The following is a 25,320-nucleotide window of genomic DNA, read 5'->3' on the forward strand; positions in this document are numbered from 1 at the left end:
AGCGCAAAGCGCAAAGCGCAAAGCGCAAAGCGCAAAGCGCAAAGCGCAAAGCGCAAAGCGCAAAGCGCCAAGCGCCAAAAGACCGACCGGACACGCACAGGGCCCAGGCCCGGGAGAACGAGATGGCAGCCCAGACCCTCTACGACAAGCTGTGGTCGCAGCACCTGGTGAAGGAGCGCGACGACGGCACCGCGCTGATCTACATCGATCGCCAGCTGCTCCACGAAGTGACCTCGCCCCAGGCCTTCGAGGGCCTGCGCCTGGCGAACCGCCGCCCGTGGCGGATCGACGCCAACCTGGCGACGCCGGACCACAACGTCCCGACCACCCTGAAGGAGCGGGCCGAGGGCAATGCCGGCATCGAGGACCCGGTGTCGCTGATCCAGGTCCAGACCCTCGATGACAACTGCAACGAGTTCGGCATCGAGGAGTTCCGCATCAACGACCCGCGCCAGGGCATCGTGCACGTGGTCGGCCCGGAGCAGGGCGCGACCCTGCCCGGCATGACCGTGGTCTGCGGCGACTCCCACACCGCCACCCACGGCGCCTTCGCCGCGCTGGCCCACGGCATCGGCACCTCCGAGGTCGAGCACGTGCTGGCCACCCAGTGCCTGCTGGCCCAGAAGATGAAGAACATGCAGGTGCGCGTGGAAGGCGAGCTCGGCGTCGGCGTCACCGCCAAGGACGTGGTGCTGGCCATCATCGGCGAGATCGGCACCGCCGGCGGCACCGGCTACGCCATCGAGTTCGCCGGCAGCGCCATCCGCGAACTGTCCATGGAAGGCCGCATGACGGTCTGCAACATGGCCATCGAGGCGGGCGCGCGGGTCGGCCTGATCGCCGTGGACGACACCACCATCGACTACCTCAGGGACCGCCACTACGCGCCCAGCGCCGAGCAGTGGGAGGCCGCGGTGGCCGACTGGCGTGGCCTGGTGTCCGACGAAGGCGCCGACTTCGACAAGGTGGTGACCCTGAACGCCGCGGACATCGAGCCGCAGGTCAGCTGGGGCACCAGCCCCGAGATGGTGACCGGCATCGGCGGGGAAGTGCCGGACCCGGCCGAGGCCGTCGACGATACCGCACGCACCGGCATCAGCCGCGCGCTCGAGTACATGGGCCTGGCGCCGAAGCAGAAGATCACCGACATCCGCCTGGACAAGGTGTTCATCGGCTCCTGCACCAACTCCCGCATCGAGGACCTGCGCGAGGCCGCCAAGGTGGCGCGCGGCAAGAAGGTTGCCGATTCCATCAAGCTGGCCATGGTGGTGCCGGGCTCGGGCCTGGTGAAGCAGCAGGCCGAGGCGGAAGGGCTCGACGCGATCTTCCGCGAGGCGGGCTTCGAATGGCGCGAGCCGGGCTGTTCCATGTGCCTGGCGATGAACGCCGACAAGCTCGGCGCCGGCGAGCACTGCGCCTCGACCTCCAATCGCAACTTCGAGGGACGCCAGGGCTACGGCGGGCGCACCCACCTGGTCAGCCCGGCCATGGCCGCCGCCGCCGCCATCGCCGGCCACTTCGTCGACGTTCGCGGGCTTGCCGCCCACGACGCCACCCAGCAGCAGGAGGCCTGAGCCATGCAGAAATTCGAACGTCTCCAGGGCCTGGTCGCGCCGCTGGATCGCGCCAACGTCGACACCGACCTGATCATTCCCAAGCAGTTCCTGAAGTCGATCCAGCGTACCGGCTTCGGCGTCAACCTGTTCGACGAGCTGCGCTACCTCGACGAGGGCCAGCCGGGGCAGGACTGCTCGCAGCGCCCGCTGAATCCCGACTTCGTGCTCAACCAGCCGCGCTATCAGGGCGCCAGCGTGCTGCTGGCGCGTCAGAACTTCGGCTGCGGCAGCTCCCGCGAGCACGCGCCCTGGGCGCTGGCCGACTTCGGCTTCCGGGTGGTGATCGCGCCGAGCTTCGCCGACATCTTCTACAACAACGCCTTCAAGAACGGCATCCTGCTGATCAAGCTCCCCGAGGCGCAGGTCGACCGGCTGTTCAATGAGACCGAGGCCGAGGAAGGCTATCGCCTCGACGTGGATCTCGAGGCTCAGCGCATCCTCACGCCGTCCGGCGAGGTCCTCGAGTTCGAGGTCGACGCCTTCCGCAAGCATTGCCTGCTCGAGGGGCTCGATGACATCGGCATCACCCTGCAGGACGAGGACGCCATCCGCGCCTTCGAACAGAAGCACCGCGCCGCGCGGCCCTGGCTGTTCCGCGATGAGGCAAGCGCCTGACGTTTTACCCCGCATCAGTCGGGCGGCGGGGCTGATCCGGCGGCAGGCCTGCGAGAAGGCGCTGTGAACCCATCCATGGGCGCTACCGATGCCATCCGTGGCGTAGGACCTTCTCTGCGGCCTGCCCCCGGCGCCCCTTGGGCCGCTCGGCCCTGAGGACACAAGGAAGACACGATGACACGCAAGATTCTGGTTCTCCCGGGCGACGGCATCGGCCCGGAAATCACCGCCCAGGCCAGCCGCGTGCTGGCCGCCTGCCAGGCCCGCGGCCTCGACGTCGAGGTCGAGGAGGCGCCGGTCGGCGGCACCGCCTACGATCTCGAGGGCTCGCCGCTGCCCGAGGGCACCCTGGCCAAGGCCAAGGCCGCCGATGCCGTGCTGCTGGGTGCGGTGGGCGGCCCCAAGTGGGACAAGCTCGAGGACATCAGCAAGCGCCCCGAGAAGGGCCTGCTGGGCCTGCGCAAGGAGCTCGGCCTGTTCGGCAACCTGCGCCCGGCGCTGCTCTACCCGCAGCTGGCCGAGGCCTCCAGCCTCAAGCCCGAGCTGGTATCCGGTCTCGACATCATGATCGTGCGCGAGCTCACCGGCGGCATCTACTTCGGCCAGCCGCGCGGCATCGAGGAGCGCGATGGCCAGCGGGTCGGCTATAACACCTACGTCTACTCCGAGGCCGAGATCGAGCGCATCGGTCGCGTCGCCTTCGAGATGGCCCAGAAGCGGGGCAAGAGGCTGTGCTCCGTCGACAAGGCCAACGTGCTCGAGGTCACCATGCTGTGGCGCGAGGTCATGGAGCGGCTGGCGCCGGAATACCCGGACGTCGAGCTGTCGCACATGTACGTCGACAACGCCGCCATGCAGCTGGTCCGCGCGCCCAAGCAGTTCGACGTGGTGGTCACCGGCAACATGTTCGGCGACATCCTCTCCGATGCCGCCGCCATGCTCACCGGCTCCATCGGCATGCTGCCCTCGGCCTCGCTGAACGAATCCGGTCAGGGCATGTACGAGCCCTGTCACGGCAGTGCCCCGGACATCGCCGGTCAGGGCCTGGCCAATCCGCTGGCCACCATCCTCTCGGTGGCCATGATGCTGCGCTACTCGCTGGGCGAGGCCGAGCTGGCCGAGCGCATTGAGGCCGCCGTGGGCAAGGTGCTCGACGATGGCCTGCGCACCGCCGATATCGCGGCCGAGGGCGCGCCCCGCGTCTCCACCCGCGAGATGGGTGACGCCGTGCTGGCGGCCTTCGAGGCGCTCTGATCGCCCGAGGAGTGGCGTGTCGGCGAAGCGCTCGAGGCGATGAACGTGGCAGGAAGTGTGCGTTTTCCTGTCATTTCGTGTCGCGATCGCGACAACCGGGCGCTCGCTGTTAGGCCACGCTTTTTTCTGTAGACTAACGGGTTCAATTCTTTCTGGAGGACTTCACATGTTGAAAGTCGGTTTCGTCGGATGGCGGGGCATGGTGGGTTCCGTGCTCATGCAGCGGATGGTGGAAGATGGAGACTTCAACGGCATCGAGCCGATCTTCTTCACCACCTCCCAGGTCGGCCAGGCCGGCCCCGACGTCGGCGTTGAGGTGCCTCCGCTGAAGGACGCCTTCGACCTCGAGGCGCTCAAGGCGCTCGACGTGGTCATCACCTGCCAGGGCGGCGACTACACCAAGAAGGTCTACGAGGACCTGCGCAACGGCGGCTGGAAGGGCTACTGGATCGACGCTGCCAGCACCCTGCGCATGGCCGACGACGCCACCATCGTGCTGGACCCGGTCAACCGCAAGGTGATCGACGAGCAGCTGGCCCGCGGCGCCAGGACCTTCGTCGGCGGCAACTGCACCGTCAGCCTGATGCTGATGGGCCTGGGTGGCCTGTTCGAGGCCAACATGGTCGAGTGGATGACCTCCATGACCTACCAGGCGGCCTCCGGCTCCGGCGCCAAGCACATGCGCGAGCTGCTCAATCAGATGGGCGGCCTGCGCGACAGCGTGGCCGACGAGCTCGCCGATCCCTCCAGCGCCATCCTCGACATCGATCGCAAGGTCACCGCGGCCATGCGCTCCGGCGAGTTCCCGACCGATAACTTCGGCGCGCCGCTGGCCGGCAGCCTGCTGCCGTGGATCGACTCCAAGCTCGACAACGGCCAGAGCCGCGAGGAGTGGAAGGGCAACGTCGAGACCAACAAGATCCTCGGCCTGCAGGACAATCCGGTGCCGATCGACGGTCTCTGCGTGCGCATCGGCGCCATGCGCTCGCACAGCCAGGCGTTCACCATCAAGCTGCGCCAGGACGTGCCGCTCGACGAGATCGAGGAGCGCATCGCGACCCACAACGACTGGGTCAAGCTGATCCCCAACGACAAGGATGCCAGCATCGACGGGCTGACCCCGGCCGCCGCCACCGGCACCCTGAGCGTGCCGGTGGGCCGCCTGCGCAAGCTGGCCATGGGCGGCGAATACCTGTCCGCCTTCAGCGTCGGCGACCAGCTGCTGTGGGGCGCGGCCGAACCGCTCAAGCGGATGCTCAAGATCCTGCGCGAGCAGTAAGGGGCATTCCGGTTTCCGATGATCTGCGGGCCACGGGAATCGATGATGTTCTCCCCACCAGGCGGAGTGGGGCTGGCGGGGCGTCTCCTTCGGGAGGCGCCCCGCCTGTCGTTGGGGCGGGCTCGCCCTGGCGTAGATCAATGGGTTACGTTGAAAGAGCGAGATACGGGCGCGGGTGGCTGAGGGCCACCAACGAGCCGAAAGTGTTAGGCCAGTAGGACAGATATCGTATTGACTGCTCCAGGTCGGCGCCGTGCACCGCGCCCGACCGGGCGGCGTAAGGGGACCCATGAAACGCACGCTATCGCTCACCACACTGCTGCCGCTTTACCTGGTCAGCCCGCTGGCACTGGCGCTGGGGCTCGGCAGCGCCGAGGTCGGCTCGACGCTCAACGCGCCGCTGCGCGCCACCATTCCGCTGACCGATACCGCCGGTCTGGAAGTCGGCCTGCTCAACGCCTCGCTGGCCGACGGCGACGCCTATCGTGACGCGGGACTGACCCGCACGCCGCTGGTGGCCAGCGTCGACCTGGCGGTCCGGCGTCGCCAGGGGCGGCTGGTGCTGGAGCTCTCCAGCGAGCGTGCCGTGCGCGAGCCCTGGGTCGATCTGCTGCTGCGCTTCGACTGGCCGGGCGGCCGCCAGCTGCGCGAGGTGACGCTGCTGCTCGACCCGCCCGACTATGCCGCCATGCCGCCGCTGGTCGAGGGCGGCGGGTCGGTGGGCCTGGCCACGACGACGTCCTCGACATCGCCGGCGTCGGCGGCGCCCGCGCGGGCCGTGTCCTCCGACGGTGGCGGGGATCCGGCCCGGGTGCGCAGCGGCGATACCCTGTGGGCGGTGGCCGGCCGGCTGCGGCCCGACAGCGGCATCGGCATGAATCAGATGATGCTGGCGCTGGTCGAGGCCAATCCCGAGGTCTTCCCCAGCGGCAACATCAACGAGATGCGTGCCGGTTATACCCTGACCGTGCCCTCCCGAGAGGCCATCGCCGCGCGTTCGCCGGCAAGGTCGGCCGAGCTGGCGCAGGCCATGAGCCGTGCCTGGGCCAGTCGCGGTGGCGGGGCGCCGGCACCGGTGCCGCTCGGGCCCGCCGAGCCGGCCATGGCCGAGAGGGACACGTCCGGGCTCGAGATGCCTGGGGGCGAGAGGCGCGGGGGCGAGAGGCGTGAGACGAGCGCCGACGAGACCGTACCTACCGAGTCGCCACGCGAGGCCTCGCGCGACGAGGCGCCACGCCTGACCCTGCTGACCGACGAGGAGGTCGCCGCCGGCCTGGACGATGGCGGCGTCGATGCCGGCGGTGCCGGGGACGCGGCGAGGGGAGGCAGCGGCGAGGTCGGCGGTGTGGTGACGGCGGCGCCCCCGGCGTCTCTCGACGCCGCAGAGCGGATCGCCCCCGAGGTGCTGGCGGCCATCACCGGCCGCGGCGGGCTGACCGACGACGAACGCCTGCTGCGCCTGGAACAGCGCTTCCAGGAGAGCCGCTCGGCCCTGGTCGAGGTGCGGGCCGAGCGCGACGCGCTGGAGGACGAGGTCGGCGGGCTGCGCGAGGAGCTGGATGCGCTGCGCGACCGGGTCGCCGCCCTGGCGGCCGGCGGTGCCGGCGTCGATGCGGCGGGGGCCGGCGGCGTGGGGCCGGCCGAGGGCGCCNGGTGATACGGGTTCGTCGCGTCCCTGGTGGGGCGCGCTCTTACCGGGGGCGGTCGAGCGGCCGCTGGTGCTGGGCGGTGCGGCGTTCGCGCTGTTGCTGGCGCTGTGGGCGCTGGTGCGTCGGCGTCGCGAGGAAGCGGGCGCGCCGGCTCGCCCGGCGCCCGCCTTCGGCGAGAACCGGGTCATCCGCCCGCCGGGCGAGTCGGCCTCGCCGGCGGCCGGGAATGACGCCGCGGGCGCGTCCGGGCGTTCGGTGCGCGCGGCCATGCCGGAGGCGGAGGCGATCAGCGAAGCCGATATCTTCATCGCCTACGGCCGCTACGACCAGGCCCGCGAGCTGCTGGAGGCGAGCGTCGCCCGGGATCCGGGGCGCGAGGACCTGCGTCTGAAGCTGATGCGGGTGCAGCTGGAGCAGGGCGATCGCGCCGCCGCCGAGGCCCAGGCCGAGCGGCTGCGCCATGCCGACGACGCGGTGGTCCGCGGCGAGGTGGCCCGGCTGATGGGATGCCCCGCCGAGGAGCCGGAGGACGCGCCGGCCCCCGCCGAGCGCGCGGTCTTCGGCGCGGCCGATGAGCGCCAGCCGCGTCACTTCGGCGAGGCCGGCGACTCGCGCGAGCCCGTCGAGCCCGAACGGACGGGCCCGGCCTCGGGCTCGTCCGATCTGTCGCGCTATCGTCCTCCGGTCATCGAGCCCCGCTCCGATGCGGCATCGTCCGCCGATCCCGGCCGGCAGCCGTACGAGGCATCGGCCGAGTCGACGACCGGGACGGATCGGGCGAGTGGGCCCGGCGGCGCCCCTGAGGTGCCGGTCTCGCAGCCGGCGCGAGCGCCTGAGCCGGAGATGCCCCGGGTGACCACCCGGACGAAGGAGGACGGCAGCCAGGTCATCGATTACCGGCCGCCGTCGCTGGAGCCGGCCGCGCCCCGTGAGGAAACGCCGCGTCAGCCGGAGATCGCGTTCACGCCCGAAGAGGCTGTCGATCGTGACGACCGCGGTGAGCGTGATCCGGCGGGCTGGGACGTCGAGGAGGTGGCGTTCCCGCCGCTGCCCGGGGATAATGACGGCTCCGACGACGCGGCGCCTGCGACCGCCATCCTGGACGAGGCACGCCATCTGATCGAGGTCGGCGAGGTTCGCGAGGCGCGCGTCATGCTGGAGCGCTTCCTCGAGGCGTCCGATGACGCCGCCGCCCGGCAAGAGGCCCGCGACCTGCTCGACCGCCATCAGCCATGAAGAACGCATGACCTTCTTTCATCGTCTCGACGACAAGCAACCCCTCCGCGGCCGACTGGCCATGGCCGTGGAATACGACGGCACCGCCTACTGCGGCTGGCAACGCCTCAAGCACAGCGCCTCGGTGCAGGCCTCCCTGGAAAAGGCGATGTCCCGCGTGGCCGCCGCGCCGGTCTCGGTGATGTGCAGCGGCCGCACCGACTCCGGCGTGCACGCCACCCGCCAGGTGATTCACTTCGACCCGCCTTCGCCGCGTTCGGAGAAGGCCTGGGTGTTCGGCACCAACGCCAACCTGCCCCGCGACATCGCGGTGCGCTGGGTCAAGCCGGTGGCCGACGACTTTCATGCCCGCTTCTCGGCGCTGGCGCGGCGCTATCGCTACGTGATCCTCAATCGCACCAGCCCGCCGGTGCTCGAGCGCCACAACGTGACCTGGTGTCGCGATCCGCTCGACGCCGGGGCGATGCATCGCGCCGCCCAGGCGCTGGTCGGCGAGAACGACTTCTCCACCTTCCGCGCCGCCGGCTGCCAGTCGACGACGCCCTGGCGCCACCTGCACTTCATCGAGGTCAATCGCTACGGCCCGCTGGTGGTCATCGACGTGCAGGGCAACGCCTTCCTGCATCACATGATCCGCAACATCGCAGGCGCCTTGATGTCGGTGGGGCGCGGCGCCCAGGACGAGGGCCACATCGCCCGGCTGCTGACCCTGCGTGATCGCACCCTGGGCGACGTCACCGCGCCGGCCCACGGCCTGCACTTCGTCGACTGCCTCTTCGACGAGAGCTGGGGGCTGCCCGCCGAGCCGCTGGGCCCCAACCTGCTGGCCTTCCTCGGCGAGTGGAGCGGCGAGCGGGCGGTGCCCGATTCGCCCATGGCCGCCTACCGGCGCGATCGCTCCCGGGCGGCCAACGCCGCGGCGGCGCTGGCGGCGGAGGAGGACGGCGATGCTTGAGCATGGCGCGGCCCTGGGCCGCACCCGCATCAAGTTCTGCGGCCTGACCCGCCCCGAGGACGTCGATGCCGCGGTGGCGGCCGGCGCCGATGCCCTGGGCTTCGTGCTGTGGCCCGGCAGCAAGCGGGCGGTGGATCTCGAGCGCCTGGCCGCGCTGGCCGCCCGGGTGCCGGCCTTCGTCACCCGGGTCGGGCTGTTCGTCGATCCCGACGCGGCGCTGGTGGCCCAGGCCGCCGAGCATCTGGACCTGCTGCAGTTCCACGGCGAGGAGACGCCGTCGTTCTGCGCGGCCGCCCCCCGGCCCTGGATCAAGGCGCTGCGCATGCGCGACGGCCTGAATCTCCCCGCCGCCGCCCGTGACTACGCCGATGCCCGGGCGCTGCTGCTCGACGCCTACCGCCCCGGCGTGCCCGGCGGCACCGGCGAGACCTTCGACTGGTCGCGCATCCCCGCGCGCCTGGCGAAACCTGTTATTCTCGCCGGAGGCCTGACGCCGGCCAACGTGGCCGAGGCCATCGCCGCGGTGCGCCCCCTGGCGGTGGATGTGTCGGGCGGCATCGAGACCGCGCCCGGTATCAAGGGTGGCGCGGCAATGGCCGACTTTCTCCGCGCGGTCCGATGCGCCGATGCCTGACCCTCGCTGTCGAAGCGGCGTCCCGTCCATTCCCTACTGGCGACCCTGTGAGGTGTCCTTGTGAGCAAGTTCAGCGACCTGACCCGGCTGCCTGATGCCCGCGGCCACTTCGGCCCCTACGGCGGCCGATTCGTCTCGGAGACCCTGAGCTTCGCCCTGGAGGATCTGGAGAAGACCTACGCGCAGCTGCGCGACGATCCGGAGTTCCAGGCCGAATTCGACCATGACCTGTCCCACTACGTCGGTCGGCCATCGCCGCTCTATCACGCCGAGCGATGGTCGCAGCGCCTCGGCGGCGCCCAGATCTGGCTCAAGCGCGAGGACCTGAATCACACCGGCGCTCACAAGGTGAACAACACCATCGGCCAGGCGCTGCTGGCGAAGAAGAGCGGCAAGCCGCGCGTGATCGCCGAGACCGGCGCCGGCATGCACGGCGTGGCCACCGCCACCGTGGCGGCCCGCTTCGGCATGGAATGCATCATCTACATGGGCAGCACCGACATCGATCGCCAGCAGCCCAACGTGCAGCGCATGAAGCTGCTGGGCGCCAAGGTGATCCCGGTGACCAGCGGCACCGGCACCCTGAAGGATGCGATGAACGATGCCCTGCGCGACTGGGTGACCAACGTCGCGGACACCTTCTACATCATCGGCACCGTGGCCGGCCCGCACCCGTATCCGGCCATGGTGCGCGACTTCCAGTCCGTGATCGGCCAGGAGGCGCGCGAGCAGCTCGCCGAGAAGGAGGGCCGGCTGCCCGATTCGCTGGTGGCCTGCATCGGCGGCGGCTCCAACGCCATGGGCCTGTTCCACCCCTTCCTCGAAGACGAGAGCGTGCGCCTGATCGGCGTGGAAGCCGCCGGCGAAGGGCTGGAGACCGGCAAGCACGCGGCCAGCCTGCCGGCGGCGCGCCGCGCGGCGTGCTGCACGGCAATCGCACCTATCTGATGTCCGACGAGGGCGGTCAGGTCAGCGACACCCATTCGATCTCCGCCGGGCTCGACTATCCGGGCGTGGGGCCCGAGCATGCGCTGTGGAAGGACGTGGGCCGGGTCAACTACGTGGCGGCGGACGACGACGCCGTGCTCGAGGCCTTCCGCGAGCTGACCCACGTCGAGGGCATCATGCCGGCGCTGGAGTCGGCCCATGCGCTGGCCCATGCGAGGGTGCTGGCGCCGCAGATGCGCCCCGACCAGCATATCGTGGTCAACCTCTCCGGACGCGGCGACAAGGATATCCTGACGGTCGCCAAGCTCGACGGCATCGAACTCTAGGGGACACCGATGAATCGTATCGACCAACGCTTCGCCGCGCTCAAGGCGCAGGGCCGCCGTGCGCTGATTCCCTACATCACCGCCGGCGACCCCGCCCCCGAGCACACCGTGGGCTTCATGCACGCCCTCGTGCGGGCCGGCGCCGACGTCATCGAGCTGGGCGTGCCGTTCTCCGACCCCATGGCCGATGGCCCGGTGATCCAGAAGGCCTGCGAGCGGGCCCTGGTGCACGGCGTGCGCCTGACCGACCTGATCGAGATGGTGCGCGAGTTCCGTCGCGACGACGCCGAGACCCCGGTGGTGCTGATGGGCTATCTCAACCCGGTCGAGCGGATGGGCCTCGAGGCCTTCGCCGACGCCGCGCGGGACGCCGGCATCGACGGCGTGCTGCTGGTCGACATGCCGCCGGAGGAGGCCGATCTGATGGGGCCGGCGCTCAAGGCGCGCGGTCTGGCCTCGATCTTCCTGGTCGCCCCTACCACTTCCCGGGCCCGGGCCGCTACAATATGCGCCCATGGCGAAGGCTATCTCTACTATGTCTCGCTCAAGGGCGTCACGGGCGGTGCCAGCGTCGATGCCGCCGACGTCGCCGAGCACCTGGCGCCGCTGCGCGAAATGACCGAGCTGCCGCTGTGCGTCGGCTTCGGCATCCGCGACGGGGCCTCGGCCGCCGAGGTCGGCCGCGTGGCCGACGGCGTGATCGTCGGCAGTGCGCTGGTCTCGCGCATCGCCGAGCATGCCGAGCGGCCCGAGGCGATTCCCGCCGAGCTGGAAGCCGTGCTGGGCGAGATGCGCCAGGCCCTGGACGCCTGACAGACCCCGAACACCGATTCGTCAGTCGCCCCCTCAAGATGGGGCGACCGCAAAAAATGGAAGCGTTTCTGACATGAGCTGGCTAGACAAGATCGTGCCCTCGGTGGGCCGCATTCAGCGCAAGGACCGCCGCTCGACCGTACCGGATGGTCTGTGGCGCAAGTGTCCCAAGTGCGATGGGGTGCTGTACCTGCCTGAACTCGAAAAGCATCACCACGTCTGTCCCAAGTGCGAGCATCACCTGCGTCTCACGGCACGCAAGCGTCTCGACTGGTTCCTCGACAAGGAGGGCCGCGAGGAGCTGTCCGCCGAGCTCGAGCCGGTCGACCGCCTCAAGTTCCGTGATTCCAAGAAATACAAGGACCGCCTGACCGCGGCCCAGAAGGCCACCGGCGAGAAGGACGCTCTGATCGCCATGCGCGGCCAGCTGGACGGCCTGCCGGTGGTGGCGGTGGCCTTCGAGTTCACCTTCATGGGCGGCTCCATGGGCGCCGTGGTGGGCGAGAAGTTCGTGCGCGCCGCCGAGCAGGCCCTGGAAGACGGCGTGCCGCTGGTGTGCTTCGGCGCCTCGGGCGGTGCGCGCATGCAGGAGGCGCTGTTCTCGCTGATGCAGATGGCTAAGACCTCCGCCGCGCTGGAGAAGCTCAAGCAGGCCGGCGTGCCCTACATCTCTGTGCTGACCGACCCGGTCTTCGGCGGCGTTTCCGCGTCGCTGGCGATGCTCGGTGACCTCAACGTCGCCGAGCCCAACGCCCTGATCGGCTTCGCCGGCCCGCGGGTCATCGAGCAGACCGTGCGCGAGAAGCTGCCGGAAGGCTTCCAGCGCAGCGAGTTCCTGCTCGAGCACGGCACCGTGGACATGATCGTCCACCGCCACGAGATGCGTGAGCGCCTCGGCGGCGTGCTGCGCAAGCTGACCCACCAGCCGACCAACGGCCCGGCCGACGCGCCCGAGGACGCCGAGCCGGATCTGGTCGACGCCGCTCAGCAGGCCGAGGACGTCCCGCTCGAGCCGGCGGCGGACGACGGCGCCGAACCGCGTCAGGACGCCGAGCGTTGATCGCCACATGAACGACGCTCGTTCCGCTTCCCTCGAGGACTGGCTGGCGCGGCTGGAGGCGGCGCACCCGGTGAGCATCGACCTCGGCCTCGAGCGAGTGGCCGAGGTCGCCCGGCGCATGGGGCTGCTCGATGGGCCCATCGCCGGGCGCGTGATCACCGTGGCCGGCACCAACGGTAAGGGCTCCACCGTGGCCATGCTGGAGTCGCTGGCCCGGGCACACGGGATCGGCACGGCCACCTACACCTCGCCCCATCTGCTGCGCTACAACGAGCGCCTGCGCCTCGACGGCGTTGAGGCCGGCGATGCCGAGCTGGTGGCGGGCTTCGAGGCCGTCGAGGCCGCGCGTCTCGACGGCGAGCCGATCAGCCTGACCTACTTCGAGGCCGGTACCCTGGGCGCGCTGCACGCCATCCGCGGGCGTGCGCCCGAGCTCGCCATCCTCGAGGTCGGCCTCGGCGGCCGCCTGGATGCGGTCAACGTGCTCGACGCCGACGTGGCGGTGGTGACCACCATCGCTCGCGACCATGCCGCCTATCTGGGTGACGACCTCGAGGTCATCGGCCGCGAGAAGGCCGGCATCATGCGCGCGGGCCGCCCCGCGGTGCTGGGCAGCCAGGCACTTCCGCAAAGCGTGGCCGCCACCGCCGAGGCGCTGGGCGCCGAGGTGCATGCCCTGGGCACGGCATTCACGCGTGCCGCATGCCGGCGCGAGACCCTCGGCCGAGAAGCGGGCGAGGGCGGCTGGACCTGGCAGGGGCATGATGTCGCGGGCGCCGAGGCGCGCCTCGAGGCGTTGCCCGATCCGGGCCTGCCGCTGGACAACGCCGCCACCGCGCTGCAGGCCTTCGCGCTGGGCGGCTGGGCGTTGCAGCCCGATGCCTGCCGGCGAGCTCTGGCCGGCGTCGAGCTGCCCGGGCGCATGCAGTGGCGCGGCCAGTGGTGCCTGGACGTCGGTCACAATCCCCATGCCGCGACCTACCTGGCCGAACGCCTGGCCGAGCGGCCCTGCGAGGGGCGCACCGTCGCTCTGCTGGGCATGCTCGCCGACAAGGACGCCGAGGGCGTGATCGGCGCCCTGGCGCCGGTGATCGACGCCTGGCTGCCGGTGAGCCTGGCGGGCGATCGGGCGCGCAGCGCCCAGGCGCTGGCCGAGACCCTCGAGGCGCTCGGCCAGCCGGTGTGGCACCGGGCCGACTCCCCGGCGGCCGGCGTGGCCTGGCTGAGCGAGCGGCTGAGCCCGGCGGACCGGGTCCTGGTCTGTGGCTCCTTCTTCACCGTGGCCGATGTACTGGCGGCCTGGGCCGAGCCGGCGCAGGCTGCTGCGGAGGCCGGCAGCGAGGGAACGAGATGAAGTACGGATGGCGAGAGCGGATCAGCGGTGCGCTGATCCTGTTGGCCCTGGCGGTGATCTTCCTGCCGCTGCTGTTCGATGATCCGGCGCCGCGGGAAGATCGCCCGCAGCCGACCATGAGCATCGAGCAGCCGATCGAGGTGCCGCACCGCGAGCCCGAGGCACCCGAGCCTCCGGACGAGCTGGCGTCCAGCGACCCGGTGTCGGGCGGCGATGACGTCGTCTCGGTCGAGGCGGGGCAGGCGCCGGCCGATGCCTCGTCCTCCGACGGCGACGACGCGTCGACCGACCAGGACAGGGCGCAGGAGCGCCCGACCGAGGTCGAGGCGACGGCCGGTTCCGGTGATGCCGCGGCATCGTCCGAGGCCGATGCGCCCGCCTCGGACCCCATCGCCGATCTGGCCCGCGCCGCCGACGAGCGCATGGCGGCCGCCGACGCGCCGACCCGCGAGGCGGTCTCCGGCGGCGAGTGGGCGGTGCAGGTGGGCAGCTTCGGCGAGCCGGCCAACGCCGAGCGCCTCGAGACACGCCTCGAGGATCAGGGCTTCCCCGCCTATCGGCGTCCGCGCAACAACGATCTGACCACCGTATACGTCGGGCCCTATGCCAGCAGCGAGGTCGCCGAGCAGGCGATGACCGAGCTCAAGGCCGACCTCAATCTTCAGGGCCTGCTGGTGGAGACGGAATAAGGTCATGACCCTGACCTGGCTGGATTGGCTGTTCGTGGCGGTGCTCGCCGTCACCGGTATCGCCGGGCTGGTGCGCGGCCTGGTCCGCGAGGCCCTGGGCCTGGCGGCCTGGGTGGTGGCGCTGCTGGCGGCGCGCTGGCTCGCCGCGCCCCTGGCCGCCCAGCTCGATGGCCTGATCGACAGCCCCGACGGGCGTCTGATCCTGGCCTTCGTGCTGGTGGTGCTGGGCGTGATCCTGGCCTGCGGGGTGATCATCCGCCTGATTCAGGCCGCCGTGGAGTGGGTCGGCATGGGCCTGCTCAACCGCGTGGCCGGTGCCGCCTTCGGCCTGGCCAAGGGCGGCGCCATCCTGGTGGTGGCGACCCTGCTGATCGGCCTGACCCCCTTGCAACAACTCGAGGCCTGGCAGCAGGCCAGCCTGCGGCCTCCCTTCCAGCAGCTGAAGGACTGGGCGATCGGCCGCCTGGCCGCCTGGGAAGGGCGGCTGCCGGTATCCCCCGAATCCCTCGGCGATCCCGCCTCGCTGATGCCATCGCAGGCACCGGACGAGCGGATCGCTACCCCCCGACATGATTGATCGAGGCGGCCGCAGTGCCGCCCAACCAAGGCAAGCGAGGTAAGGTGTAATGTGCGGTATCGTGGGCCTGATGGCCAAGCAGGCGGTGAACCAGGGGATCTACGATGCCCTGACGGTGCTCCAGCACCGAGGCCAGGATGCCGCCGGCATGATGACCTGGAACGACGGTCGCTTCCTGCTGCGCAAGAGCAACGGTCTGGTGCGCGACGTCTTCCACACCCGCCACATGGCACGTCTCCAGGGTAACCTGGGCATCGGCCACGTGCGCTATCCCACGGCCGGCTCCTCCAGTGAGGCGGAATCCCAGCCGTTCTACGTCAACTCGCCGTACGGCATCTCGCTGGCCCACAACGGCAACCTGACCAACGCCGACCAGCTCAAGCAGGAGCTGTTCTCCTCCGACCTGCGCCACATCAACACCAGCTCCGACTCCGAGGTGCTGCTCAACGTCTTCGCCCACGAGCTGGGCAAGCAGGGGCCGCACCTGGCGCCGGGCGACATCTTCGACGCCGTGCGTCGCGTGCATCGTCGCTGCCTGGGCGGCTACGCCGCGGTGGCGATCATCAACGGCGTGGGCATGGTGGCCTTCCGCGACCCGCACGGCATCCGTCCGGTGGTGTTCGGCAGCCGCGACGAGGGCGAGGGCCAGGAAGTGATGATCGCCTCCGAGTCGGTGGCGCTGGACGTGGGGGGCTTCAAGCTGCATCGCGACCTGGCCCCGGGCGAGGCGATCTTCGTCAGCATGGACGGCGAGATCCATACCCAGCAGTGCGCCGACGCACCGCGTCTGACCCCCTGCATCTTCGAGCACGTCTATCTGGCGCGCCCGGATACCCTGCTCGACGGCGCCTATGTCTACGGCACCCGCATGGCGATGGGGCGCAAACTCGCCGATCGCATCAAGCACGAGTGGCCGGATCACGACATCGACGTGGTGATCCCGATTCCCGACACCTCGCGGACCTCGGCCCTGGAGCTGGCTCAGCACCTGGGCGTGACCTACCGCGAAGGCTTCATGAAGAACCGCTACATCGGGCGGACCTTCATCATGCCGGGGCAGACCCAGCGCAAGAAGTCGGTGCGCCAGAAGCTCAATGCCATCGACATCGAGTTCGAGGGCAAGAACGTGCTGCTGGTCGACGACTCCATCGTGCGCGGGACCACCTGTAACCAGATCATCCAGATGGCCCGGGAAGCCGGCGCGAAGAACGTCTATTTCGCCTCCGCGGCGCCGCCCGTGCGCTATCCCAACGTCTACGGCATCGACATGCCGGCGGCCAGCGAGCTGATCGCTCACGGCCGCACCGAGGACGAGGTGGGCGAGCTGATCGGCGCCGACCGCATGATCTACCAGGACCTCGAGGACCTGAAGACGGCCTGTCGCGAGATCAACCCGGCGCTGGACGAGTTCGACTGCTCGGTGTTCGATGGTCGCTATACCACCGGCGACATCGATGACGCCTATCTGGCCGCCCTGGAAGCCAGCCGTAACGACGACGCCAAGTCCGAGCAGAGCGCCGGCGACCACGCGCTGGTGGGCATGCACAATCAGGAAGACGACACCGACTGACAGGAAGGCGCCATGCACGACGACACCATTCCCGAGCAGGACTGGGGGCTCGATACCCTGGCGATCCGCTCCGGGCACCACCGTACCGCCGAGCAGGAGCACGGCGAGCCGATCTTTCCGACCTCGAGCTTCGTCTACGGCAGCGCCGCCGAGGCGGCGCGCAAGTTCGGCGGCCAGGAGCCGGGCAACGTCTACTCGCGGTTCACCAACCCGTCGGTGCAGACCTTCGAGCGCCGCCTCGCCGCCCTGGAGGGTGGCGAGCGCTGCGTGGCGACCAGCTCCGGCATGTCGGCGATCCTGTCCACGGCGCTGGCGCTGCTGCAGGCCGGCGACGAGATCGTCGCCTCGCGCTCGCTGTTCGGCTCCACGGTCAGCCTGTTCGACAAGTACCTGGGCAAGTTCGGCATCACCACCCGCTACGTCGAGCTCTCCGACCTGGCGGCCTGGGAGGCGGCGATCACGCCGGCGACCAGGCTGCTGTTCGCCGAGACGCCGTCCAATCCGCTGTCCGAGGTGGGCGACATCCCGGCACTGGCCGAGATCGCCCATCGCCACGGCGCCTGGCTGGCGATCGACAACTGCTTCCTGACCCCGGCGCTGCAGACGCCTATCGCGCTGGGGGCGGATCTGGTGATCCACTCCGCCACCAAGTACCTGGACGGCCAGGGGCGTGCCGTTGGCGGCGCGGTGGTCGGCCCCGACGCGCTGCTGCAGGAAGTCTACGGCGTGGTGCGTACCTGTGGGCCCTGCATGAGCCCGTTCAACGCCTGGATCTTCACCAAGGGCCTGGAGACCCTGGGGCTGCGCATGAAGGCCCACTGCGCCAACGCGCTCGAGCTGGCCGAGTGGCTCGAGGCCCATCCGGCGGTGGAGCGGGTGTATTACAGCGGGCTGGCCGGTCATCCGCAGCATGAGCTGGCCGCGCGTCAGCAGAAGGCGTTCGGCGCGGTGCTCGGCGTCGAGGTCAAGGGCGGTCGAGAAGGCGCCTGGTCGGTGATCGATGCCACCGAGATGCTGTCGATCACCGGCAACCTGGGCGACGTCAAGACCACCATCACCCATCCCGGCACCACCACCCACGGTCGCCTCTCCGACGACCAGAAGGCCGCCGCCGGCATTCGCGAGGGCCTGATCCGCATTGCGGTGGGTCTCGAGGACATCGCCGACATCCAGGCCGACCTGGCCCGCGGCCTCGACACCCTGGTCTAGGCCGACGCCAAGGCGTTCGCATGCCGTTCAAACGGGCGGCATGCGGGATTTCCGAACGAAGCATTCATCTTTTTTCAGCGGATTCCCCCGTCGCGCTCGGGTAGTCTGGTGCCCTGTGAACCGCGTTCGGGACCGCTCATGTGGCGTAATACCTCTTCTGGCTGGGGACTGACCAGCATCCTGCTGCACTGGCTGAGTGCGCTGGCCTTCGTCGGGCTGTTCGTGCTGGGCTGGTGGATGACCGGTCTCGGTTACTACGACGACTGGTACCATCTGGCGCCCTGGTGGCATCGTTCCTTGGGCGTGCTGGTCTTCGCCGTGACCCTGGGCCGGCTGGCGTGGCGGGCGCTGCAGCCGACGCCGGCGCTGCCTGGTTCGCGCCTCGAGCGCCTGGCCGCTCACCTCGGCCATGCCGCGCTCTACGCGCTGATGCTGCTGGTGCTGGTCAGCGGCTATCTGATCTCCACCGCGGAGGGGGCCGGCATCGACGTCTTCGGCCTCTTCGAGGTGCCGGCGCTGGTCAGCGGGCTGCCCCGCCAAGCCAGCGTCGCCGGCAGCGTCCACTGGTATGCGGCGCTGACGCTGATGCTGCTCGCCGCCGGCCATGGCCTCGCCGCGTTCAAGCATCACTGGGTGGATCGAAACGACACCCTGCTGCGCATGCTCTCGCCCCGTTACACCCGGGCTCGCCGCCGCGGCGGGCCCGCTTCCCACTGACCCATCGAGTCACGCAAGGAGTTAGCGATGTACAAGAAGACCGCACTGACCGCCGCCCTGGCCGCCGCGTCCCTGGTGCCGCTCGCCCAGGCACAGGCCGCCGACTACGCCATCGACACCGACGGCCAGCACGCCTTCGTGCAGTTCAAGATCAGCCACCTGGGCTTTTCCTACATCCTGGGCAGCTTCGAGGAGTTCGACGGCGGCTTCAGCTACGATCCCGAGAATCCGGGGGCGTCTTCTGCCCATCTGGACGTGGAAGTCGACAGCCTGACCACCAATCATGCCGAGCGCGACAAGCACATCCTGAGCGACGATTTCCTCGACGTGGCCGAGTACCCGACCGCGAGCTTCGCCTCCACCGACTTCGAGCCCACCGGAGACGGAGAGGGGGTGCTGACCGGCGATCTGACCCTGCACGGCGAGACGCAGACCATCGAGATGCCGGTCACCCTGCTGGGCGAGGGCGACGATCCCTGGGGCAACTATCGTGCGGGCTTCGAGGGCTCCACCACCCTGATACTCTCCGACTATGGCATCGACATGTCGCAGTTCCCGGAGTCGATGCACGAGCTCGAGCTGTACGTGACCTTCGAGGGCATTCGCCAGTAAACTTCCGGCGGCGCCTGTGCGACACATCCCGGCCCATGGCCGGGATGTGTCGTTTTGGGCTGTAATCGGCAGGATCCGGAACCCGGAGGCATGGGGAATTGGCAGGATGAAAAAGGCGCCTGGTCATCATCGCCAGTGGCGGGCTCGCGCAATCTGGGGGCTGGGCCTTCTGTCCTGGCTGTTGGCCGCGCTGGTGTTGTGGCACGGCCAGTGGTGGGCGGGGACGGCCCTGATCGTGGTCACCGGCTGTTGTATCGTCTCCGCGGCGTGCGCGCTGCCGGTTGGCCGCCGCCCCGCGGTCGACGAGCTGACCCGACGCCAGGCCCGGTGTGGCGACGATCGCTTCCGCGCCTTGCTGGAAGGGCTCACCGGTGCCGCCGTCCAGGGCTACGACCGGCATCGACGGGTGGTATTCTGGAACGAGGCCAGCACGCGACTCTACGGGTACCGGTACGAGGAGGCCTGGGGGCACAAGCTCGAGGAGCTGATCATCCCCTTGCCCATGAGGGAGGCGGTCATCCGTCGTCACCAGGCCTGGGTGGATCACGGCATTCCCATCCCCGCGGAGCGGTTGCGGCTCCAGGATCGAAGCGGCCAGCCCGTCGATGTCTACTCCTATCACGTCATGTTCGACAGCGATACCGATTCGCCGGTGATGTTCTGCGTGGACGTGGGGCTCGATGTGCCGCGATGATCACTGAGCCTCGGCGGGGAGATCCCTGGCGTGGAAAGCGTCTATGCTGAGGGTGGCCGTCTGATACTTTTGAATGACAAATGTTCCTTCTTCGTCAGGCGGTCGGGTCCCAACGACGCGGAGTTTCCATGGGCGGACGGCACGTCAAACGCATTCGTGATCGATGGCTCCGGTGGTGCAGCACGGTCGGGACATGGCCTGCCTCAGGGAAACACGATCGCGAGGACGTGAGGGCGATCCAGCGCCTTCACCAGGACAGCGAGCAGCGATTTCGCGTCTTGCTGGAGAACCTGCCGCGCGTGGCAGTGCAGGGCTACGACCGGCAGCGTCGGGTCATCTACTGGAACGATGCCAGTGCCCGGCTCTACGGCTATCCGGCCGAGGAGGCCATGGGGCGCCTGCTCGAGGATCTGATCATTCCCGATCCCATGCGTCAGCCGGTCGTCGAGGCCCACCGGGCGTGGGTCGAGCAGGGCCAGGCAATTCCCGCCGATGAGCTCGAGCTGCGCCACCGCAGCGGCGAGCCGGTACCGGTGTTCTCCCACCACGTGATGCTCGGCGAGCATACCGACAACCCGCTGATGTTCTGTGTCGATATCGATCTGTCCGACCAGAAGCGGGCTCATCGCGATCTGGCCTTCGCCACCCGCTTCGATCAGTTGACGCACCTGCCCAATCGCCAGACCTTCGAGGCCGACCTGGACGAGCGGCTCGACCGCTGCCGGCGCCAGGGACGGTCGCTGACCGTGCTCTACCTGGACATCGACCACTTCGCCGAGATCAATGACGCCCTCGGCTATGCCCAGGGCGACCAGATCCTGATCGAGCTGACCCGCCGCCTGCGCCATCGCCAGCGGTCCGGGGACCTGATGTCGCGGGTCTCCGGCGACGAGTTCGTGATGGCCTTTCCCGGCGTGGGGGATGCCGAGGCGCGGCGCACGGTGGTCGAGAACGTCCGCTCGGCGTTCGACCGGCCCTTCGAGGTGGATGGCATCGCGCGCCCGGTCACCGCCAGCCTCGGGCTCAGCGTCTTCCCCGATCACGGTCGGGTGGCCCGGGAGCTGATCCGCAACGCCGACGTGGCCAAGAACCGCGCCAAGCTGGACGGGCAGGGCGCCCTGCAGGGCTTCCAGCAGCATTTCCACGACGAGCTGGTGCGCCAGCATCGGCTCGCCGAGCGGCTGGAGCACGCCATCGCCAATCGCGAGCTCAGCCTGCACTATCAGCCCCAGGTGTCGGCGGTGAGCGGCCGGATCGAGAATCTCGAGGCGCTGCTGCGCTGGGAGCCGGCCGACGGCGAGGCGGTCTCGCCCGCCGAGTTCATTCCCCTGGCCGAGCGCTCGGGGCTGATCGAGCGGCTCGGCAACTGGGTGATGGAGGAAGCCTGTCGCCAGCAGGCGGCCTGGCGCGCGGCGGGGGTCGAGGCGCTGCGCATCGACATCAACCTGTCGGGGCGCCAGGTGCGGGCACCGGAGACGCTCGAACGCCTGGAGGCCTGCGTGGCGCGCCACGGTCTCGAGCCCCAGGACATCGGCATCGAGCTGACCGAGAACGTGCTGATCGAGGCCAACGAGGGCGTGCTGACGCGGCTGCGCCGGCTCTACCACCGCGGGGTGCGCATCGCCATCGACGACTTCGGCACCGGCTACTCGTCGCTCAGCTACCTCAAGCTGTTTCCGGTCACCGCGCTCAAGATCGACCGCTCCTTCGTTCGCGATGCGCCGCAGCAGCCGGAGGACCGCGCCATCATGGAGGCCACGGTCTTCATCGGCCATCGGCTGGGGCTGGAGGTGGTGGCCGAGGGCGTCGAGACCGGCGAGCAGCTGGCGCTGGTGCGCGAGATGCGCTGCGACCTGGTGCAGGGCTACTATTTCCATCGGCCGCTGCCGGTGGCCGAGGTGCAGCGGCTGCTGCTCGCCCAGCTCGAGCACGCCCCCTGAGACGGGCCGCGACTTCGCGTAGAATGGGCCGCCCTCGACGATTCCCGCGGAGTCCCTGTGTTGCGAAACGACGCTACCTCTTCCTCGCTGGGTGTGACGCTGTGGCGTCAGACCTGGCCCATGGCCATCGGCGTGCTGTCATTGCTGGGCTTTCAGCTGATCGACAGCGCCTTCGTCGCCCGCCTGGGCACGGCGCCGCTGGCCGCCCAGTCCTTCACCCTGCCGCTGTCCTTCCTGATCATCGGCGTCCAGGTGGGCATGGGAATCGCCATCGCCGCGCTGATCTCCCGGGCCCTGGGGGCGGGGGAGGCGTCGCGAGCCCGCCGCCTGAGCAGCCTGGTGCTGCTTGTGGGGGCGCTGGTCATCGCGCTGCTGGCCGTGGGGCTGTGGCTGGCCCAGGTGCCGATCTTCCGGCGGCTGGGCGCCGAACCCGAATCGCTGGCGCTGATCCGCGCCTACTGGGGCCCCCAGCTGCTGTCCGCCTGGGTGGGGGCGGTGCTCTATTTCGGCTACAGCCTGTTCCGGGCCCACGGCAACACGCGTTTGCCCGGCTCGCTGATGGTGATCACCAGCCTGGCCAACCTGGCGCTCGATCCGCTGCTGATCTTCGGCGTCGGCGACTGGCAGGGGCTGGGGCTGCCGGGGGCGGCCTGGGCCACGGTGCTGGCCATGCTGGTGGGGCTCGGCGTGATGGGCATGCGTCTGGCCGGCACCGACTGGCTGGCCACCCGCGGGCTGTGGGAGGAGGCCGGTCGGTCGCTGCGGCCCTTCCTCGGCATCGCCGGGCCGGCCATGATCAGCCAGCTGATGCCGCCGCTGGCCGCCATGCTGGCGATCTCGGTGGTGGCTCGGCTCGGCGAGTCCCAGGTGGCGGCCTGGGGCCTGGCCAGCCGCCTGGAGACCCTGTCGCTGATGGCCGTGCTGGCGATGACCATGTCGCTGCCGCCCTGGCTGGGGCGCTGCTACGGCGCCGGCGACTGGCCGCAGGTGAATCGCCTGATGCGTCTGGCATTGAAGGTGGCCGTGCTCTGGCAGCTGGGGCTGGGGCTGGCGCTGGCGCTGGCCGCGCCCTGGGTGTCCGCGGCCCTGGCCGGCTCCGCCGAGGTGAGCGATGACCTGACCATACTGCTGCACTGGCTGCCGCCGAGCTATGCCGCGCTAGGGGTCTGCATGCTGGTGGTCTCCGCCGGCAATGCGCTGGGCTGGCCGCTGCGGGCGATGATGATGTCCGCCGCCCGGCTGTTCGCCTTCTACCTGCCTTGCCTGGGGCTGGGGGCCTGGCTGGGCGACCTGCCGGGCCTGGCACTGGGGGCGGCGCTGGGCAATCTGCTGGCCGGCCTGGCGGCCTGGGGGCTGTTGCGGCGTACCCTCGCCAGCCCGCGGCGCCAGCCAGTCGGAAGTGGGTAGTGTTTTTTGCTGTTTTTCATTGTTTTTGTTTATTGAAAGTCCAGTAAGTGATGATTATTTGAAGGTTGTGACAATCCATGAAGTGAATAACAGAAAAATCATCTAACTTGGCTCTCCTATACTCGTTCCATCGCATCGCCCGGGCATGGCCCGGGCGATCTCGTTCCCGCAGATGGCACGGCGATCCAACAACACGATCAGGGGAGAGCACGGCATGAAGGTATTGATTCTCGGCAGCGGCGTGGTCGGTGTCACCAGCGCCTACTATCTGGCGCGTCAGGGCCATGAGGTCACCGTGGTGGATCGTCAGTCGGCACCGGCCATGGAAACCAGCTACGGCAACGCCGGTCAGGTGTCGTTCGGTTTCTCCTCGCCCTGGGCCGCGCCCGGCATCCCGCAGAAGGCGGTGAAGTGGATGTTCCAGGAGCATGCGCCGCTGAAGATCCAGCCGCGCATGGACCCGACCATGGCCCGTTTCATGATGAAGATGTTCGGCAACTGCAATCCCGAGCGCTATGCGGTGAACAAGGAGCGCATGGTGCGCATCGCCGAGCACAGCCGGGCCTGCATCGACGCCCTGCGCGCCGAGACCGGCATCCGCTACGAGGATCGTCAGAAGGGTCTCTTGCAGCTGTTCCGTCACGACAGCCAGGTGGAGGCCGTGGCCAAGGACATGCAGGTGCTCGAGCGCTGCGGCGTTCGCCACCGGCTGCTGGGCGCCGACGAGGTCACCGCGGTCGAACCGGCCCTTTCCCGGGTGCCGGGCAAGTTCGTCGGCGGCCTGCACCTGCCGGACGACCAGACCGGTGACTGCCACCTGTTCACCAATCGCCTGGCCGACTATTGCCGTGAGCACCTGGGCGTCAGTTTCCGCTTCGGCGTCGACATCCAGCGCATCCGCCGCGGCAACGCCGGCATCGAGGGCGTGATTACCAGCGCCGGCGAGCTCACCGCCGACGCCTACGTGGTCTGCCTGGGCAGCTATTCGCCGTTCCTGGTCAAGGACCTGGGCATCCGCCTGCCGATCTACCCGGTCAAGGGTTACAGCCTGACCGTGCCGGTGGTGGACGACGGCGGGGCGCCCCAGTCCACGGTGATGGACGAGACCTACAAGGTGGCGATCTCGCGCTTCGATGACCGCATCCGCGTGGGCGGCACCGCCGAGCTGGCGGGCCACGACCTGAGCCTGCCGGAGAAGCGCCGAGCGACCATCGACATGGTGGTGCGCGACGTCTTCCCCGAGGGCGGCGACGTCGACCGCGCCGAGTTCTGGAGTGGCCTGCGTCCGATGACGCCGGACTCCACGCCGATCATCGGCGCCACCCGCTACGACAACCTGTGGCTCAACACCGGCCACGGGACCCTGGGCTGGACCATGAGCTGCGGCAGCGCCCAGCTGCTGGCCGATCTGATGGCGGCCGAAACGCCGCGCATCGACCCGCAGGGGCTCGACGTCTCGCGCTACGCCGCCTGACGCGCCCTTGCCCGCGACTTGCTCGCGGATATTGACCGGACGGCCCGCGCATGGCGCGGGCCGTCGCCGTATGGCGACAATGTAATCCTCTGTTTTAAAAGCTAATAAAGGGTGGAGGGCTGGTATGTCGCCTCATGGCGACGTCTTCCCGGTCGAGGGCGGTCGCCGGGCTTGGTCGGTCGTCCCGATCGATTTTTAACTTGCTGATATTAAAAGTTTCGCGGAATAGGTGGCACGTCGTTCGCAGCCTATGAGGGTGAGGCAGGCCTCGATGGACTGCCGTCGACACCCACCGGGCGTCGCAGGCAACGTATCGCCGCCACGCCGGTTTCGCCAAGGAGGCATCATGACGTTCAAGACACTCGCCATCGGCATCACCCTGGCCTGCAGTTCACTGAGCGCGGGCACTCTGCTGGCCGATACCGCGGCCGAGGCCAGCGCCGGTGCCCGGCTGTCGGCCTCGCACCATGACGTGCGCGTCGGCGCCGATACCGACAGTGGCCTCGCGACCGAACGTGGCCGGGCCGACCGCGAGGCGGGAGAGGCCTCGCGTCGCTCGGGCGAACATCATGAGCGGGCCTCGGAAACGGTGCATGACGCCACGGATCGGGTGGAGCGGCAGCTGGCGCAGCGCCACGATCGGGCCACGACCGCCGTGGAGGATGCCACGCATCGCGACGTTCGGCGCTGAG

Annotated in this window: 22 protein-coding genes and 1 pseudogene; all 23 read left to right on the forward strand. The window is 69.4% G+C overall.

What is annotated here, in order from left to right:
* Positions 1-122: 122 nt before the first annotated feature.
* Positions 123-1,574: a 3-isopropylmalate dehydratase large subunit gene (gene leuC, locus UYS_RS0206050; RefSeq protein ID WP_016854609.1), complete on the forward strand. Its 1,452-nt coding sequence runs from the start codon at positions 123-125 to the stop codon at positions 1,572-1,574.
* A 3-nt stretch (positions 1,575-1,577) separates the two neighbouring features.
* The gene (gene leuD / locus UYS_RS0206055; protein WP_016854610.1) at positions 1,578-2,231 is read left to right on the forward strand and encodes a 3-isopropylmalate dehydratase small subunit; all 654 of its coding nucleotides are present in this window, start codon (positions 1,578-1,580) and stop codon (positions 2,229-2,231) included.
* A 174-nt stretch (positions 2,232-2,405) separates the two neighbouring features.
* Positions 2,406-3,485: a 3-isopropylmalate dehydrogenase gene (leuB, locus tag UYS_RS0206060; RefSeq protein ID WP_016854611.1), complete on the forward strand. Its 1,080-nt coding sequence runs from the start codon at positions 2,406-2,408 to the stop codon at positions 3,483-3,485.
* A 166-nt stretch (positions 3,486-3,651) separates the two neighbouring features.
* Complete coding sequence (asd, locus tag UYS_RS0206065; RefSeq protein WP_026068386.1) at positions 3,652-4,764, forward strand: aspartate-semialdehyde dehydrogenase; 1,113 nt, start codon at positions 3,652-3,654, stop codon at positions 4,762-4,764.
* Positions 4,765-5,053: 289 nt separating this feature from the next.
* Complete coding sequence (locus tag UYS_RS0206070) at positions 5,054-6,421, forward strand: type IV pilus assembly protein FimV (protein ID WP_016854613.1); 1,368 nt, start codon at positions 5,054-5,056, stop codon at positions 6,419-6,421.
* A 61-nt stretch (positions 6,422-6,482) separates the two neighbouring features.
* Positions 6,483-7,649 carry a tetratricopeptide repeat protein gene (locus UYS_RS0206075; RefSeq protein ID WP_156821551.1) on the forward strand — a complete coding sequence of 389 codons (1,167 nt, stop codon included), beginning with the start codon at positions 6,483-6,485 and terminating at the stop codon, positions 7,647-7,649.
* Between the two features lie 7 nt (positions 7,650-7,656).
* Positions 7,657-8,604: a tRNA pseudouridine(38-40) synthase TruA gene (gene truA / locus UYS_RS0206080; protein ID WP_040478059.1), complete on the forward strand. Its 948-nt coding sequence runs from the start codon at positions 7,657-7,659 to the stop codon at positions 8,602-8,604.
* Entirely contained in the window at positions 8,597-9,238 is a 642-nt protein-coding gene (locus tag UYS_RS0206085; protein WP_016854616.1) for a phosphoribosylanthranilate isomerase, read from the forward strand. The genes truA and UYS_RS0206085 overlap by 8 nt, the downstream gene beginning before the upstream one ends.
* 60 nt (positions 9,239-9,298) lie before the next feature.
* Positions 9,299-10,512, forward strand: a pseudogene (trpB, locus tag UYS_RS17000) (tryptophan synthase subunit beta).
* A gap of 9 nt (positions 10,513-10,521) precedes the next feature.
* A complete protein-coding gene (trpA, locus tag UYS_RS0206095) occupies positions 10,522-11,325 on the forward strand; it encodes a tryptophan synthase subunit alpha (RefSeq protein WP_016854617.1) in 804 nt (267 codons plus the stop codon).
* A 73-nt stretch (positions 11,326-11,398) separates the two neighbouring features.
* Positions 11,399-12,385 (forward strand): acetyl-CoA carboxylase, carboxyltransferase subunit beta, encoded by a 987-nt coding sequence (gene accD, locus UYS_RS0206100; protein ID WP_016854618.1) that lies wholly within the window; start codon positions 11,399-11,401, stop codon positions 12,383-12,385.
* Between the two features lie 7 nt (positions 12,386-12,392).
* Positions 12,393-13,739 carry a bifunctional tetrahydrofolate synthase/dihydrofolate synthase gene (folC, locus tag UYS_RS17005; RefSeq protein ID WP_016854619.1) on the forward strand — a complete coding sequence of 449 codons (1,347 nt, stop codon included), beginning with the start codon at positions 12,393-12,395 and terminating at the stop codon, positions 13,737-13,739.
* Positions 13,736-14,428, forward strand: a complete 693-nt coding sequence (locus tag UYS_RS0206110) for an SPOR domain-containing protein (RefSeq protein WP_016854620.1) — start codon at positions 13,736-13,738, stop codon at positions 14,426-14,428. Before folC ends, UYS_RS0206110 begins: the two co-directional genes overlap by 4 nt.
* 4 nt (positions 14,429-14,432) lie before the next feature.
* A complete protein-coding gene (locus tag UYS_RS0206115; protein ID WP_016854621.1) occupies positions 14,433-15,005 on the forward strand; it encodes a CvpA family protein in 573 nt (190 codons plus the stop codon).
* Positions 15,006-15,054: 49 nt separating this feature from the next.
* The gene (gene purF, locus UYS_RS0206120; protein WP_016854622.1) at positions 15,055-16,575 is read left to right on the forward strand and encodes an amidophosphoribosyltransferase; all 1,521 of its coding nucleotides are present in this window, start codon (positions 15,055-15,057) and stop codon (positions 16,573-16,575) included.
* A gap of 12 nt (positions 16,576-16,587) precedes the next feature.
* Positions 16,588-17,784 (forward strand): O-succinylhomoserine sulfhydrylase, encoded by a 1,197-nt coding sequence (locus UYS_RS0206125; RefSeq protein WP_016854623.1) that lies wholly within the window; start codon positions 16,588-16,590, stop codon positions 17,782-17,784.
* A gap of 138 nt (positions 17,785-17,922) precedes the next feature.
* Positions 17,923-18,501, forward strand: a complete 579-nt coding sequence (locus UYS_RS0206130; RefSeq protein ID WP_016854624.1) for a cytochrome b — start codon at positions 17,923-17,925, stop codon at positions 18,499-18,501.
* 27 nt (positions 18,502-18,528) lie between these two features.
* Positions 18,529-19,113 carry a YceI family protein gene (locus tag UYS_RS0206135; RefSeq protein WP_016854625.1) on the forward strand — a complete coding sequence of 195 codons (585 nt, stop codon included), beginning with the start codon at positions 18,529-18,531 and terminating at the stop codon, positions 19,111-19,113.
* A gap of 106 nt (positions 19,114-19,219) precedes the next feature.
* Positions 19,220-19,807, forward strand: coding sequence for a PAS domain S-box protein (locus tag UYS_RS0206140; protein WP_016854626.1), 588 nt, complete (start codon positions 19,220-19,222; stop codon positions 19,805-19,807).
* A 128-nt stretch (positions 19,808-19,935) separates the two neighbouring features.
* Complete coding sequence (locus UYS_RS0206145) at positions 19,936-21,747, forward strand: putative bifunctional diguanylate cyclase/phosphodiesterase (RefSeq protein WP_026068387.1); 1,812 nt, start codon at positions 19,936-19,938, stop codon at positions 21,745-21,747.
* A gap of 120 nt (positions 21,748-21,867) precedes the next feature.
* The gene (locus UYS_RS0206150; RefSeq protein WP_051008813.1) at positions 21,868-23,154 is read left to right on the forward strand and encodes an MATE family efflux transporter; all 1,287 of its coding nucleotides are present in this window, start codon (positions 21,868-21,870) and stop codon (positions 23,152-23,154) included.
* 214 nt (positions 23,155-23,368) lie between these two features.
* A complete protein-coding gene (locus tag UYS_RS0206155) occupies positions 23,369-24,628 on the forward strand; it encodes a D-amino acid dehydrogenase (RefSeq protein WP_016854629.1) in 1,260 nt (419 codons plus the stop codon).
* 346 nt (positions 24,629-24,974) lie between these two features.
* Positions 24,975-25,319 (forward strand): hypothetical protein, encoded by a 345-nt coding sequence (locus UYS_RS0206160; RefSeq protein WP_016854630.1) that lies wholly within the window; start codon positions 24,975-24,977, stop codon positions 25,317-25,319.
* Position 25,320 lies beyond the last annotated feature (1 nt).

Source organism: Halomonas smyrnensis AAD6 (assembly GCF_000265245.1).
Classification (GTDB): Bacteria; Pseudomonadota; Gammaproteobacteria; order Pseudomonadales; family Halomonadaceae; genus Halomonas; species Halomonas smyrnensis.

Coding starts and splice junctions, on each gene's coding strand:
- folC (WP_016854619.1), top strand. CDS start 12,393: ATGAACGACGCTCGTTCCGCTTCCCTCGAGGACTGGCTGGCGCGGCTG.
- leuC (WP_016854609.1), top strand. CDS start 123: ATGGCAGCCCAGACCCTCTACGACAAGCTGTGGTCGCAGCACCTGGTG.
- UYS_RS0206130 (WP_016854624.1), top strand. CDS start 17,923: ATGTGGCGTAATACCTCTTCTGGCTGGGGACTGACCAGCATCCTGCTG.
- UYS_RS0206145 (WP_026068387.1), top strand. CDS start 19,936: ATGGGCGGACGGCACGTCAAACGCATTCGTGATCGATGGCTCCGGTGG.
- UYS_RS0206135 (WP_016854625.1), top strand. CDS start 18,529: ATGTACAAGAAGACCGCACTGACCGCCGCCCTGGCCGCCGCGTCCCTG.
- UYS_RS0206160 (WP_016854630.1), top strand. CDS start 24,975: ATGACGTTCAAGACACTCGCCATCGGCATCACCCTGGCCTGCAGTTCA.
- accD (WP_016854618.1), top strand. CDS start 11,399: ATGAGCTGGCTAGACAAGATCGTGCCCTCGGTGGGCCGCATTCAGCGC.
- leuB (WP_016854611.1), top strand. CDS start 2,406: ATGACACGCAAGATTCTGGTTCTCCCGGGCGACGGCATCGGCCCGGAA.
- truA (WP_040478059.1), top strand. CDS start 7,657: ATGACCTTCTTTCATCGTCTCGACGACAAGCAACCCCTCCGCGGCCGA.
- asd (WP_026068386.1), top strand. CDS start 3,652: ATGTTGAAAGTCGGTTTCGTCGGATGGCGGGGCATGGTGGGTTCCGTG.
- UYS_RS0206140 (WP_016854626.1), top strand. CDS start 19,220: ATGAAAAAGGCGCCTGGTCATCATCGCCAGTGGCGGGCTCGCGCAATC.
- UYS_RS0206115 (WP_016854621.1), top strand. CDS start 14,433: ATGACCCTGACCTGGCTGGATTGGCTGTTCGTGGCGGTGCTCGCCGTC.
- purF (WP_016854622.1), top strand. CDS start 15,055: ATGTGCGGTATCGTGGGCCTGATGGCCAAGCAGGCGGTGAACCAGGGG.
- leuD (WP_016854610.1), top strand. CDS start 1,578: ATGCAGAAATTCGAACGTCTCCAGGGCCTGGTCGCGCCGCTGGATCGC.
- UYS_RS0206085 (WP_016854616.1), top strand. CDS start 8,597: ATGCTTGAGCATGGCGCGGCCCTGGGCCGCACCCGCATCAAGTTCTGC.
- UYS_RS0206125 (WP_016854623.1), top strand. CDS start 16,588: ATGCACGACGACACCATTCCCGAGCAGGACTGGGGGCTCGATACCCTG.
- UYS_RS0206150 (WP_051008813.1), top strand. CDS start 21,868: ATGGCCATCGGCGTGCTGTCATTGCTGGGCTTTCAGCTGATCGACAGC.
- trpA (WP_016854617.1), top strand. CDS start 10,522: ATGAATCGTATCGACCAACGCTTCGCCGCGCTCAAGGCGCAGGGCCGC.
- UYS_RS0206110 (WP_016854620.1), top strand. CDS start 13,736: ATGAAGTACGGATGGCGAGAGCGGATCAGCGGTGCGCTGATCCTGTTG.
- UYS_RS0206155 (WP_016854629.1), top strand. CDS start 23,369: ATGAAGGTATTGATTCTCGGCAGCGGCGTGGTCGGTGTCACCAGCGCC.